The organism is Amycolatopsis silviterrae (genome assembly GCF_042684085.1).
GTDB classification, from domain to species: Bacteria; Actinomycetota; Actinomycetes; order Mycobacteriales; family Pseudonocardiaceae; genus Amycolatopsis; species Amycolatopsis silviterrae.
Map to the genome: position 1 here is coordinate 67170 of NZ_JBHUKS010000040.1, position 13449 is coordinate 80618.

Here is a 13449-nt window from a genome sequence, read left to right on the forward strand (position 1 = left end):
CGAAGGCTGCTGTCGCGGGGTGGGGGTCGTGAGTGGCAATCCCGGTTAGAACCGGGATTGCCACTCACGACCGCACGGGCCGGACCGGCGGCAAGGCCCCGCGCGGGACGGGCCAGCGGCGGCGTCCTGTGCGCGGCCGGACCGGCGGCAGGGTCCCGCCCCGCCCCGCCCCGCCCCGGCCCGGCCTGCTGGCCTGCCTGCCTGCCTGCCCGTCCGTCCGCCTGCCCCACCGCCCGCTTGCCCGCAGTGACCCAGGACGGGTGAGTTTCGTCCCGCCCCTCTCCGCCCGCACCCGCCATGGCCTGCGAAAACCTCTCATGTACCACGCGTCACATCACTCCCAGTGGTTTACAGGCGTCCCGGGTGTCACACACACTGGTCGCGCCCAGGCGATCCGGTGCCGCACTCGGGGAAGAGCCGCGGAACGGCCGGAGCGCTCCCTGGGCGGGAAAAGAAGAGGGAGTGGACGATGACGGGCTCCGGGCGGATTGCGGCTCGGGCGGGTTCGGTCGTGGCGGCGGCAGCGGTGGCCGCCGTCGGAGCGCTGGGGCTGCTGCACGCGCCCCCGGCGGCGGCCGCGCCTGCCGAGGTGCCGGGCATGGACGTGTCCGGGCACCAGGGCAACGTGGACTGGAAAGCGGCCTGGAACGCCGGCGCGCGTTTCGCGTACGTCAAGGCGACCGAGGGCACCGGGTACCGAAACCCGTACTTCGCGCAGCAGTACAACGGCTCCTACGACGTCGGGATGATCCGCGGCGCGTACCACTTCGCGCGGCCGGACGTGTCCGACGGCGCGAAGCAGGCGGACTACTTCGTCGCGCACGGCGGCGGCTGGTCGGGAGACGGCCGCACGATGCCGCCGATGCTGGACATCGAGTACAACCCGTACGGTGCCACCTGCTTCGGCCTGTCCAAGCAGGCGATGGTGTCGTGGGTGAAGTCGTTCTCCGAGCGGGTGCACGCGAAGACGTCGCGCTGGCCGATGCTCTACACCACCACCGACTGGTGGAAGACCTGCACCGGCAACTCGGCGGCGTTCGGCGACACGCATCCGCTGTTCATCGCCCGGTACGCGCAGAGCGCCGGTCCGCTGCCCTCGGGCTGGCGGTACTACACCATCTGGCAGTACTCGGACTCCGGCAACAAGCCCGGCGACCAGGACTCGTTCAACGGCTCGATGGAGCAGCTGATCAAGCTCGCCGGCGGCCAGCCGCCGAAGGCCGAGGTCCCGGCCCCGCCGAAGCCGACCACGTCGACGAAGCCGCCGACGTCCACCAAGCCGACCACGAGCGCGCCGCCGACCTCCTCGGCGACCAAGACGCCCACCAAGACTCCGACCAGTTCCGCGACGACCTCGCCGCCGACGACTACGAAGTCCAGCCCGACCAGTTCGGCCACGAAGTCGCCGACGTCCGCCTCGTCGACCGCGGCGAAGAAGGACATCAACGGTCTCGTCTGGGCGGGCGGGAAGCAGGCGAACCCGCCGAGGTCGCTGTCGGACGCGAAGCACGCCGACTCGCTCACCGCGCGCGTGCACGAGGTCGCGAAGGTGACGCCGAAGGCCCCGGAGAAGGTCGCCGAGAAGCCGGTCAAGGCGTCCGCGCCGGAGTCGAGCCAGCCGAAGCAGCAGGCGCTGGCGAAGACCGGCGTGAGCACCCCGCGGCTCGCCGTGTTCGGTGCGGCGCTGCTGGTGTTCGGCGCGATCCTGATGACCCTGTCGCGGATGGTCGCCCGGCGCTGATTCCGGCCGGGTCCGCGACTCCTCGTACGGAGCGCGGGCCCGGCCGTTAGGCTCCCCGGCGTGACCACCACTCGACCCGAATTGCGCGGTTTCCCCGGCGCGGTGCTCGCCGTCCGCTTCCTGACCGAACTGGCGCTGCTGGCCGGGCTCGCGGTCGCCGGCGCGCGGCTCGGCGGGAACGTGTTCCTCGACGTGCTGGCGGCGGTCCTGTGGCCGGCGCTCGCCGCGGTGATCTGGGGGCTCGTGATCGCGCCGCGGGCCAAGCGGCGCAGTCCCGAGCCGACGCGGTTCTTCCTGGAGGTGGCGCTGTTCGCGGTGGCCGCGCTCGGGCTGATCGCGTCGGGGCTGCTGGTGGCGGGGATCGTGCTGGGCGTCGTGGGCGTCGCCGTCGCGGTGGCCGTGCGGGTGTGGGCGAAGGACGGCTGATTTCCCGAAAGGGGACCGGTCCCGGCGCGCGCTCAGTACGGTGCGCGCATGAACTTTCGTACCGCTGCCTGGACGGCGATCGTGCCGGTCGTGCTGCTGACCGCGTGTTCGGGCAGCCCCGCCCCGGCCCCCGCGCCGCCCGCCCCGGCGCCGTCGTCTTCGTCGGCCGCTCCGGTGAAGGAACAGGTGCCCGACCGCCAGCCGCACACGCTCGTGCTGAACGCGACCGGTTCCGGTTCGCTGAAGCAGGTCACCTACACCCTGGACGGCGCCGCCAAGGAAACCGGCCCGGTCAAGATGCCGTGGCGGCAGTCGCTCACCGTGCCCGCGGACGGGAAACCGCACCAGTGGACGCTGGAGATCACCTACTCCGGCGCGAGCGGGCAGGTGGAGATGTATTCGGTGGTGGACGGGAAGGAGTCCGCGCACAGCGCGAGCGGCGGGTCCGGGTCCGGGAACCTGACCGGGTCGGCGTCGATCGGCGGCAGCGTGCAGGGCTGAGTGCTCAGGCCGGGCCCGCGTCGTGGTTCCACCAGTCGATCATCGCGAACAGGTCGGTGCCGCGATGGGCGACGGCGAGGATTCCGGTCTGGTCGTCCGTCCACTTGAGATAGCGCTCGCCGCCGGGGGAGAGGGTCGCGCAGGCGAGCCGTCCGGTGTGGCCGCCGCGGGCGTACGGGCGGTCGGCGGCGAAGTCGGGCGGCTGCTCGGTACACGCCTTTTCGGTGGTGCCGGTGCTGTTGAAGATCTGGTTCATCGTCGCGGTGTCGGGCAGCTGGTAGTAGACGACCAGCTCGGCGCCGCTGGTGCGCCCGCACGCGACCGCGGCAGTGGACTGCACCGCGCCGAGGTCGTTCCACTTCTGGTCCGCGGACGGGCGCACGCAGTTGACCCGGGACGCGGCCGGAATCCGTTGCAGCAGCGCGTTTTCCGCCGGTGCCGGGAACGCGGACTCGCGGTTGACCTGTGCGACGATCCGGTTCAGCGGCGCGAGATGCCATTCGGCCCACCATCCGCCGGCGGCGTCCGGGCTGGTGCCGGTGACGTGCCCGAGGACGTGGAAGGCCTCGAGGCTCCAGTCGATCGCGACGGTGCTTTCCGGGCCGGGATGGCACAGCACCTGCCCGAGGTCGACGCTCAGCCAGTCGAAGCGCGTGGTGCTCAGCGGCGTGCCCGGACACGGTTTCCCGCTCGGCGCTTTCGCCGCGGTGACGAGACTGTCGAAGCCGCTGCGCAGCGTCTGGGTGTCGGCGAAGCGGTAGTACGAGACTTCGCGGGCACCGCTGCCGCGTGGCGTGCAGGCGATTCCGGCGATGGCACCGGGGTAGTCGCCGAGATCCGCTGGCGTGGCGCGGTGGCAGCCGGTTCCGGCGGCGATCTCGGTGAGGGCTTGTTCGTCCGGGGTCGGGAAAGCGGGCGCGCCGGTCCAGCCGACCCAGGCAGCGCGTAACGCGGGGTCGTCTCCCGCCGGGGCTTGGGCGGTGGTGACCGTCCGCGCCGCTTCGTTCTTCCAGACCACTGTGGACTGTCCATCCCGGACTTGACAGAACGTACGGCCGAGCGCGGGTCCGGTTGCCGGGTAACGATGTTCCGCCCCGGACGCGGTGGCGCAGTCGCCCCGATCGGCCGCGACTCCGGCTCGGGACAGCGCGGTCGAGTAGGCGTCGGCGGCCTGCTTCGGGTCGGCGTACAACGCGGTGGTGGCGGCGCGGCCGGACGGGTCGTGACAGGTGATGGTCGCGGTCGCGCCGGGAACGGGTGCGTCCGCGGTGGTGCAGTTCGCCCGCAGCGCGGCGGGCAGGCGGGTGAGAGTGGCGTCGTCGAACCCGGTCGGGCTGGCGGTGGTCAGCCAGGCGACAAGCGCACCCGCGACAACGACGGCGGCGGCCGGGATTCCAGCGCGCACCCACCGTCGGCGGCGCCGGGCGGCGGCCAGCTCCTCGACCAGCGCGGCGCAGGTCGGGTGCCGGGCGTCCGGGTCGGTGCTGAGCGACCGGCGGAGCGCGGCGGCACCGGGGTGGCCGAGGCCGTCGTCGTGGCCGGGCGGCGCGCCGGCCAGGCATTCCCAGAGCACGCAGGCGAGCGAGTACACGTCGGCGGCCGGTCCGGCCGGTTTGCCTTGGCGTTGCTCGGGGGCGGCGTAGCCGATCGTGCCGAGGAACGCGCCGGTGGCGGTGAGCTGGGTGAGGTCGAGCTGGCGGGCGATGCCGAAGTCGCACAGGTACGCGCGGCCGGTGTCGTCCAAGAGGATGTTGCCGGGTTTGACGTCCCGGTGGACCAGCCGTCGTCCGTGCGCGGCGTCGAGCGCGGCGGCGATCCCGCGTCCGATCGCGACAGTCTCGTCGAAGGACAGCGAACCCCGTTCGGCGAGCAGCCGCGCGAGGTTGTCGCCCCGGACGTACTCCATCGCGAGGTAGCCCAGGTGGCCGTCGTCGGTGAACCCGGCGTCCAGCACGGGGACGACGTTGGGATGCACCAGGTCGCGGGCGATCCGCGTCTCGCGTTCGAACCGGGTGCGGAATCCTTGCACCGCCATGAACTCCGGCCCGACGATCTTGAGCGCCACCGCGCGGTCGCCGGCCAGGGTGTCGGCGGCCTCGAAGACCTCGCTCATCCGGGTCCGGGCGAGCTGGCGCACGAGCCGGTACCGGGGCAGCCGCCCGGTGATGTCCGGCCGCTCCAGCGTCGGTGCTTCGGTCTCGTCCACGCGCCTCTCCCCGGGGGTGCCGGGAAAGCGTACCGAGCGGCGCCGCCGGCCGTGCTTGCGCGCGCCGCGCCGGTGGATGAGACTCCGGCTATGCCGAGCCCGTTCAGCGCCGAAACGGCGGAAGCGATCCAGCACGCCCGCCAGCATTCCGTCGGGGATTTCCTGCGGCGCACCGCGGTGCGCCTCCCGGACAAGCTCGCGATCGTCGACGGCGAGCGACGGGCGACCTACCGCGAGTTCGACGCGGCGGTCAACCGCTGCGCGCACCGGCTCGCCGAACGCGGCCTCGCGAAGGGCGACCGGCTCGCGCTGCTCAGCCGCAACTGCTGGGAGTTCGCGGTGCTCGTGTTCGCCACGGCCAAGCTCGGCGTGGTGCTGGTGCCGGTGAACTTCATGCTGGGCGCGGAGGAGGTCGCGTACATCCTCGGCCACGCCGGGGTGTCCGGGCTGATCGCCCAGGACGCGCTGCTCGACACCGCCGCGGAGGCATTGAAACGCTCCGGCCGCACCGACGTGCTGCGCGGGCGGATCGGCGGCAGCGACGAGAACTGGGAAAGCGTGGCGGACTGGATCGACCGGCCCGGCGACGAAACCGCCCCGGCGGTGCTGGTGGCGGACGACGATCCGCTGCGGCTGATGTACACCTCCGGCACCGAATCGCGGCCGAAGGGCGTGCTGCTGTCGAGCCGGTCGCTGATCTCGCAGTACGTGTCGTGCGCGATCGACGGCAGCATGACCGGCGACGACATCGAGGTGCACTCGCTGCCGCTCTACCACTGCGCGCAGCTGGACTGCTTCCTGTCGGTCGACGTCTACCTCGGCGCGACGAGCGTGCTCCTGCCCGGCCCGGACCCGGCGGCGCTGCTGGCCGCGGTGGAACGCGAACGCGCGACGAAGCTGTTCGCGCCGCCGACGGTGTGGATCTCGCTGCTGCGGCATCCGGCGTTCGACACCACCGACCTGTCCAGCCTGCGGAAGGGCTACTACGGCGCGGCGGCGATGCCCGCCGAGGTGCTGCGCGAACTCGCGCGCCGGCTGCCGGACGTGCAGCTGTGGAACTTCTACGGCCAGACCGAAATGGCCCCGCTGGCGACCATCCTGCGCCCGCACGAACAGCACACGAAGGCGGGTTCGGCGGGCCGCGCGTCGATCAACGTCGAGACCCGGATCGTCGACGACGAGGGCCGCGAACTGCCGCCGGGCGAGGTCGGCGAGATCGTGCACCGCAGCCCGCACGCGACGCTCGGCTACTACGAGGACGAGGAGAAGACCGCCGCGGCCTTCGCGGGCGGCTGGTTCCACTCCGGCGACCTCGGCGTGCTCGACGACGAGGGCTATCTCTCCGTAGTGGACCGGAAGAAGGACATGATCAAGACCGGCGGCGAGAACGTCGCGAGCCGCGAGGTCGAGGAAGCGCTATACCTGCTCGACGGGATCGCCGAGGTCGCGGTGTTCGGGGTCGCGCACCCGCACTGGATCGAGGCGGTGACGGCGGCGGTCGTGCCGCGCGAGGGCGTCACGCTCACCGAGGCCGAGGTCATCGCGCACGCCCGGGAACACCTGGCCGGGTACAAGTGCCCGAAATACGTGGTGTTCGCGGACGCGCTGCCGAAGAACCCGAGCGGGAAGATCGTCAAGCGCACCCTGCGGGAGAGCCACGCGGACCTGGCGCAGTCGTGAGGTCCGGGAGGCGAAAATGAGCTGTGCGCCGGGCGAGCGGCGGAAAGACTAGGCCGATGATCCGTCTTGTCGAACCGCCCCGTCTGGTCTGGCCCACGGCCGAGGTGCGCACGTCGTATCTCGTCGGCGAGCAGGCAGGCTGCCTGCTCGAAGGCCGCCCGACCGAGTGGCTGGAGGCGGCGAGCGACGATTTCGCCGGGTTCGTCGCCGCGCGGCGCGGGGTGCGACCGCGATGGGGAGTGCCTTCCACGATCTTCTGGTACGTCTCCGGCGAGTACTACCTGGGCACGTTGGTCGTCCGGCACGAGCTCACCGCTGAGCTCGCCGAGGTCGGCGGCCACATCGGCTACCACGTGGTGCCCCCGTGGCGAAGGCAGGGCCACGCCACGCGGATGCTGACGGCCGGGCTCGCGGAGTGCCGCCGTCTCGGGCTCGACCGTGTCCTGTTGACCTGCGACGTGGACAACGAGCCCTCGCGCCGGGCGATCCTGGCCAACGGCGGCGTGCCGGACGGCCGGAAGCGCGGCGAAGACCGGTTTTGGATCGTGAGTGGCGATCCCGCTTAGAACCGGCATCGCCGCTCACGACTCGTTCAGGCGAGCGTGGCCCCGTAGGCGGCGAGCACCGGCGGCAGCGGCTGGAAGAAGCTGACCTGGCTGTTCCCGCCGGACAGCACGCCGTACCCGACCCCGGCGTAGAACAGCGGGCCGCCGCTGTCGCCTTCTCCGACCGGGATGTCGGTGGCGATCGTCCCGACGACCAGCTTGCCGTCGCCGTAGTTCACGGTCTGGTTGAGGCCGAGGACCTTCCCGCAGGTCTTCTTCGTGGTCATGCCGCTCTTGCACACCGTCTGTCCCACCCGCGGCGTGCCCGCGCGCAGGATCCGCTGGGTGCTGCCGTTGTAGAGATCGACCTGCGCGTGCGCGGAGCCGGACGGGTCGTGGATGCGGCCGTAGTCGGTGCCGGGGAAGTGGGTGTCCCCGTTGGCGCCGATGTCTTTCCAGTCCAGCCCGTGTTCGGTGCAGTGCCCGGCGGTGAGGACGTACCGGACGTCCTTGACCAGGATCGCGAACCCCGCCGAGCAGTAGTACGGCTCGCGGCCGGGGCCCGGCGAAACGGTGTACATCGCGTCGCCCCCGTTCACCGCCGTGGCGGCCGCCGCGGACGCGGGGGAGGCCAGCGAGGCGGCCGCGGCCAGGGAAAACACGATCCCGGCCAGCTTGCGGAGCGAGCAGCGAGACATCGGCGGGTCCTTCCGTCCACAGGAGACTGATCTACGTCCGCCCAGTCCAGCGCCGGGCGTCCGGGGGCACAAACGGAGTCAGCCGACGGTCCCGGGACTACGTCCGAACGGGTGACAACAACGGTGGCCGGGCCGTCGTCCGCGTGGCACCCTGTCCCGGGCCGCCGAACCACTGGCGACCTGCGAAAACCGCGTCGAGAACAGGGGGAGGAGCGACGGCGGCGGCGTCTCACGATCCGGGACGGGCTCCGCCGTCGTGGTGAATTTCCTTCAGGTTCTTTACTGTCACGTCGTCAAGTAACGCTGATCTGCATAGGGAACCGTTGTCCGACATCTTGTCGCCCGGCAGCGCTGGGGTCCCGGCGGCCGCACCGGCCTCCCGGAACCTGTGGCGCGCGCTGCGGCACGACCGCTGGGCGCAAGCCAGCGCGGTCGTCATCGTGCTGGTGATCGTCACCGCCCTCGCGGCTCCGCTGCTCGCCCTGATCGAGGGCCAGGATCCGTACACGTACCACACCGAACTGCTGAATCCGGCCGACGGCACCGGCGCGGGTTTCCTCGGCGGGATCAGCGGCAGCCACTGGTTCGGCGTCGAACCGCTGACCGGGCGGGACCTCTTCGCGGTCGTCGCGTACGGCGCGCGCACGTCGTTCCTGATCGGGCTCGCCGCGACCGCGGTGTCGATGCTGCTGGGCGTGCTGCTCGGGGCGAGCGCCGGATACGTCGGCGGCTGGTGGGACACCGTGGTGAGCCGGGTGACCGACGTGCTGCTCGGCTTCCCGCAGCTGATCTTCATGATCGCGCTCGGCGCGGTCGCCCCGCAGTCGATCCCGAGGCCGCTGCTGCTGATCGCGGTGATCGGCCTGTTCGGCTGGCCGCGGGTGGCCCGGGTGGTCCGCGCGCAGACGCTGAGCCTGCGCAACCGCGACTTCGTCAAGGCAGCCCGTGCGCTCGGCGCGGGCGGCACGCACGTGTTCCGCCGCGAACTGCTGCCGAACCTGTGGGCGCCGATCATCGTGCTGGCCACGGTGAGCATCCCGGCCAACATCGGGCTGGAAGCCGCGCTGTCGTTCCTCGGCGTCGGCATCCCGCCGCCCACGCCGAGCTGGGGCCGTTCCATCAGCGACGCGATCAACTGGGTGCAGACCGATCCGATGTTCCTCATTTTCCCTGGTGCCGCGCTGTTCATCGCGACGCTGGCGTTCAACATGCTCGGCGACGGGCTGCGCGACGCGCTCGACCCGAAGACGGCGGTGCGCCGGTGAACCGCACCCTGCGCTTCGTGGGCATCCGCCTGCTCGGCATGCTCGGCGTCCTGCTCGTGGTCAGCTTCGGCACCTTCGCGGTGTTCTACCTGCTGCCCACCGATCCGGCGTTCATGTCCTGCGGCAAGCCGTGCACGCCGGAGAACCTGGCGCTGGCGCGTGAGTTCATGGGCTTCGACAAACCGTGGATCCAGCAGTACTTCGACTTCCTCGGCGGCATCTTCACCGGCCGCACGTTCGGCACCGGCGTGACCGCGATCGTCTGCTCCGCGCCCTGCTTCGGCTACTCGTTCCAGCAGAGCGAACCGGTGCTGACGCTGATCGGCGACCGGCTGCCGATCACCGTTTCGCTGGCCATCGGCGCGTCGGTGATCTGGCTGATCGCCGGCGTCGCGACCGGGGTGTTCTCCGCGCTGCGGCGCGGGAAGTTCGCCGACCGGGCCGCGATGACGGTGACGCTCGCCGGGGTGTCCGCGCCCGCGTATCTGGTGGGGCTGCTGGGGATTCTGCTGTTCGGCTTCACCCTCGACGTGGTGCCGGTGAGCGGTTACGTGACGTTCGCGCAGAGCCCGGTCGACTGGGCGTGGCATCTCGTGCTGCCGTGGCTGGTGCTGGCGTTCATCAACGCCGCGGTGTACGCGCGGCTCTCGCGGGGCCAGATGCTCGAAATCATGGGCGAGGACTTCATCCGCACCGCGCGGGCGGTCGGCCTGCCGGAGCGGACGGTCGTCGGGAAATACGCGCTGCGCAACGTGTTGCTGCCGGTGGTGACCGTGTTCGCGGTCGACCTCGGCGCGCTGCTCGGCGGCGCGGTGATCACCGAGCGCGTGTTCGCGCTGCCCGGCCTCGGCGGGCTGCTCGTCGACGCGGTGCACCAGGTGGACCTGCCGGTGCTGATGGGCGTCAGCCTGTTCGCCGCCTTCTTCGTCGTCCTCGCGAACTTCGCGGTGGACGTGCTTTACGGGGTGCTCGATCCCCGTGCCCGGCTCGGTTCGTAGGAAAGGGAACGGAAAAACCATGGATCGCAGGGACTTCCTGAAGGCGGTCGGCATCACCGCCACGGTCACCGGTGCGGGGGCGTTCCTCGCCGCGTGCAACGCGAACGAGCAGTCCGGCGGCGGGGGCGCGGTCGCGGTGTCGTCCGGCGGGACGCTCTACATCCTCAGCGACACCACGACGCAGCACCTCGACCCGGCGAAGAGCCAGAACCTCGCGATCACCACGATCAGCCTGATCCACCGCAGGCTCACCGCGTGGAAGACCGCCGCGGACGGCCCGGCCACCGTGGTCCCGGACCTGGCCACCGACACCGGCCGGGCGAGCGCGGACGGCAAGACCTGGACGTACACGCTCAAGGACGGCCTGAAGATGGCCGACGGCACGCCGATCACCAGCGCCGAGATCAAGTACGGCATCGAGCGGTCGTTCGACTCCGCGTTCTCCGGCGGCCTGAGCTACCACAAGAACCTGCTCGAAGGCGGCTCCGGGTACAAGGGCCCGTTCAAGGGCGGCGAGCTGGCGTCGATCGAGACCCCGGACCCGAAGACCATCGTCTTCCACCTTGCCCGCCCGTACGGCGACTGGCCGTGGATCGCGAGCATGCCGGCGTTCGCCCCGGTGCCGAAGGGCAAGGGCACCGACGCGACCTACGACACGAAGCCGGTCGCGTCCGGCCCGTACCAGGTCGAGGCGTACCAGAAGGGCGTGCAGGTCAAGCTGGTCCGGAACCCGAACTGGGACGCCAAGACCGACCTGGCGCGCACCGGGCTGCCGGACTCGGTCGTGATCCAGATGGGCCAGGACACCGGCGTGGTCGCGAAGCGGCTGCTGGCCAGCCAGGGCAACGACGCGTTCGCGTTCGGCTCGTCGTTCGTGAACCCGGCGCAGCTCGCGCAGATCCGCACGAACCCGGCGGCGAAGACCCAGCTCGTCACGTCGAAGTCCGGCGCGCTGGCCTACCTCGCGCTGAACACCAAACGCGGTCCGCTGGCGAATCCCAAGGTGCGCCAGGCGTTCCAGTACGCCGTGGACAAGACCGCCTACCAGGTCGCCGCCGCGGGCAGCGCGGACCTGGCCGGCCCGATCGCCACGACGCTGATCACCGAGGGCATCGCCGGGCGCGAGGTGTACGACCTCTACCCGGCCCCGCCGAACGGCGACGTCGCGAAGGCGAAGCAGCTGCTCGCCGAGGCGGGCTTCCCGAACGGCATCGACAACCTGGACTTCCCGGTGTCCACGTCGAACAACGAAGCGGACAAGGCGCAGGCGATCCAGGCCGCGCTGCAGCGGGCGGGGATTCGCACGAAGCTGCGCCCGCTCGACGACGAGGCCTGGACCACGCTGGTCACCGGCAACGACGGCAACTACGACCTGACCCTGGGTTCGTGGCAGCCGGACTTCCCGAGCGCCAACGCCAACATCGAGCCGCTGTTCGCCACCTCGGAGATCGGCAACGGCGGGTACAACGGGGCGCGCTATTCGGTGCCCGAGGTGGACGCGCTGATCACCGAGGCGCAGGGCACGGTCGACCCGACAGCGGCCGGGAAGCTGTGGGCCAAGGCGGACAAGCGGATCATGCAGGACTCGCCGGTGATCCCGCTGATCTACACGCGCAACTCGTTCCTGCACGGCGCGAAGGTCGGCAATTTCGCGATCGGCGCGTTCCCGGCGTACCCGAACTACCTCCAGATGGGCCTGGCGAAGTAATCCCGTGTCCGAGCAGCTGCTGTCCCTGCGCGACGTTTCGATCCGGTTCGGCGACACCGCCGCCGTGCGGGAGGTGACGTTCGAGGTGAACCCCGGCGAGGTCGTCGCCCTCGTCGGAGAATCCGGTTCCGGCAAGTCGGTCACCGCGCTGTCGCTGCTCGGCCTGCTGCCGGACACCGCGACGGTGACCGGGTCCGCGGTGCTCGACGGCCGCGATCTGTACACAGTGGACGGTCCGGCGCTGCGCGCGGTGCGCGGCGGCGAGATCGGCATGGTGTTCCAGGAGCCGATGAGCGCGCTGAACCCGGTGTTCCGGATCGGCACCCAGCTCGTGGACGCGGTGCGGGCGCACCGGAAGGTGTCGCGGGCGGTCGCGCGGGAGCGGGCCCGGGAACTGCTGGAACTGGTCGAACTGGACGCGCGGCGGGTGCTGCGCGCGTACCCGCACGAGCTGTCCGGCGGGCAGCTGCAGCGGGTGGTCATCGCGATCGCGCTGATCCACGACCCGAAGCTGCTGATCGCGGACGAGCCGACGACCGCGCTCGACGTCACCGTGCAAGCCGGGATCCTGCAGCTGCTGCGGTCGCTGCGGGACCGGCTCGGCACGGCGATTCTGCTGGTGACACACGACATGGGCGTGGTCGCGGACGTGGCGGACCGGGTGGTGGTGCTGCGCGACGGCCAGGTGGTCGAGCAGAACACGGCCGCCGGGTTGTTCGCCTCGCCGCAGGCGGACTACACGCGGGAGCTGCTGGATTCGGTGCTGTCGCTGGGTTCCGCGCCGGCCGGAGCAGTACGGCCGACGTCGGCGCCGCTGGTGTCGGTGACCGATCTGGCGGTGACCTACCGGGTCGGCGGTGGCGCCCCGCCGGTGCGCGCGGTCGACGGCGTGTCCCTGACGATCGGGACGGACGAGGTGCTCGGCCTCGTCGGCGAATCCGGTTCGGGCAAGAGCACGATCTCGTCGGTGCTGACCGGTTTGGTCGCGCCTTCGGCGGGCACCGTGCAGGTCGACGGGGTGGACGTCGCGCGGGCTTCGGCCCGGCAGCGGCGGGACATCCGGCGGCAGATCGGGATCGTGTTCCAGAACCCGGCCTCCGCGCTCAACCCGCGCGCGACGATCGGCGCGAGCATCGCCGAACCGCTGGTGGTGCACGGAGAACGCGGCGAGCACCGGGAACGGGTCGCCGAACTGCTCGCCGCGGTGCGCCTGGATCCCGGCTGGAGCGGCCGGTACCCGCACGAACTGTCCGGCGGGCAGCGGCAGCGGGTCGGGATCGCCCGCGCGCTGGCGCTGCGGCCGCGGCTGCTGATCGCGGACGAGCCGACGAGCGCGCTGGACGTGTCGGTGCAGGCCTCGGTGCTGGACCTGCTGGCGGACCTGCAGCGGGAACTGGCGTTCGCGTGCCTGTTCATCAGCCACGACCTGGCGGTGGTGGAACGGGTCGCGGACCGGGTCGTGGTGCTGCACGACGGCCGGGTGGTGGAGGAGGGCCCGGTCGCGTCGGTGCTGGGCTCCCCGCGAGAGGACTACACGCGGCGGCTGGTGGCGGCGGCCCCGGTGGCGGACCCGGAACGGCAGCGGGAACGCCGGGAGGCCTGGCGCGCGCTGTCCGGCTGACCGGCAGGCCCGCTTGCCCAGGCACTCAAGGCGGCGCGATGGGTGCGGCCCGTCCACAAA

At 71.5% G+C, this 13449-nt stretch carries 11 protein-coding genes; 9 read left to right on the top strand and 2 right to left on the bottom strand.

The window, feature by feature from the left end:
- Nucleotides 1-469 precede the first annotated feature (469 nt).
- Genes ACFSVL_RS44920 through ACFSVL_RS44930 form a run of 3 tightly spaced genes read left to right on the top strand, consistent with a single transcriptional unit; the run spans nucleotide 470 to nucleotide 2668 of the window.
- Complete coding sequence (locus ACFSVL_RS44920; RefSeq protein ID WP_378314034.1) at nucleotides 470-1741, top strand: lysozyme; 1272 nt, start codon at nucleotides 470-472, stop codon at nucleotides 1739-1741.
- Between the two features lie 60 nt (nucleotides 1742-1801).
- Entirely contained in the window at nucleotides 1802-2167 is a 366-nt protein-coding gene (locus tag ACFSVL_RS44925; protein WP_378314036.1) for a YrdB family protein, read from the top strand.
- A gap of 48 nt (nucleotides 2168-2215) precedes the next feature.
- Nucleotides 2216-2668 carry a hypothetical protein gene (locus ACFSVL_RS44930; protein ID WP_378314038.1) on the top strand — a complete coding sequence of 151 codons (453 nt, stop codon included), beginning with the start codon at nucleotides 2216-2218 and terminating at the stop codon, nucleotides 2666-2668.
- Between the two features lie 4 nt (nucleotides 2669-2672).
- On the opposite strand, the gene ACFSVL_RS44935 is transcribed toward ACFSVL_RS44930, so the two are convergent.
- On the bottom strand, nucleotides 2673-4874 hold the full coding sequence (locus tag ACFSVL_RS44935; protein ID WP_378314039.1) for a serine/threonine-protein kinase: 2202 nt from the start codon (nucleotides 4872-4874) through the stop codon (nucleotides 2673-2675).
- Nucleotides 4875-4964: 90 nt separating this feature from the next.
- On the opposite strand from ACFSVL_RS44935, the gene ACFSVL_RS44940 reads away from it, so the two are divergent.
- Nucleotides 4965-6554, top strand: coding sequence for an acyl-CoA synthetase (locus tag ACFSVL_RS44940; protein WP_378314040.1), 1590 nt, complete (start codon nucleotides 4965-4967; stop codon nucleotides 6552-6554).
- Nucleotides 6555-6610: 56 nt separating this feature from the next.
- A complete protein-coding gene (locus ACFSVL_RS44945; RefSeq protein WP_378314041.1) occupies nucleotides 6611-7120 on the top strand; it encodes a GNAT family N-acetyltransferase in 510 nt (169 codons plus the stop codon).
- Nucleotides 7121-7146: 26 nt separating this feature from the next.
- Here the strand turns inward: ACFSVL_RS44945 and ACFSVL_RS44950 are convergent, their stop codons facing one another.
- Nucleotides 7147-7797 (bottom strand): S1 family peptidase, encoded by a 651-nt coding sequence (locus ACFSVL_RS44950; RefSeq protein ID WP_378314043.1) that lies wholly within the window; start codon nucleotides 7795-7797, stop codon nucleotides 7147-7149.
- A gap of 323 nt (nucleotides 7798-8120) precedes the next feature.
- Between ACFSVL_RS44950 and ACFSVL_RS44955 the strand changes: the two genes are divergently transcribed.
- Genes ACFSVL_RS44955 through ACFSVL_RS44970 form a run of 4 tightly spaced genes read left to right on the top strand, consistent with a single transcriptional unit; the run spans nucleotide 8121 to nucleotide 13389 of the window.
- The gene (locus ACFSVL_RS44955; RefSeq protein ID WP_378314045.1) at nucleotides 8121-9062 is read left to right on the top strand and encodes an ABC transporter permease; all 942 of its coding nucleotides are present in this window, start codon (nucleotides 8121-8123) and stop codon (nucleotides 9060-9062) included.
- On the top strand, nucleotides 9059-10060 hold the full coding sequence (locus ACFSVL_RS44960) for an ABC transporter permease (protein WP_378314047.1): 1002 nt from the start codon (nucleotides 9059-9061) through the stop codon (nucleotides 10058-10060). Before ACFSVL_RS44955 ends, ACFSVL_RS44960 begins: the two co-directional genes overlap by 4 nt.
- A gap of 19 nt (nucleotides 10061-10079) precedes the next feature.
- Complete coding sequence (locus tag ACFSVL_RS44965; protein ID WP_378314048.1) at nucleotides 10080-11768, top strand: ABC transporter substrate-binding protein; 1689 nt, start codon at nucleotides 10080-10082, stop codon at nucleotides 11766-11768.
- Between the two features lie 4 nt (nucleotides 11769-11772).
- Entirely contained in the window at nucleotides 11773-13389 is a 1617-nt protein-coding gene (locus ACFSVL_RS44970; protein WP_378314050.1) for a dipeptide ABC transporter ATP-binding protein, read from the top strand.
- Nucleotides 13390-13449 lie beyond the last annotated feature (60 nt).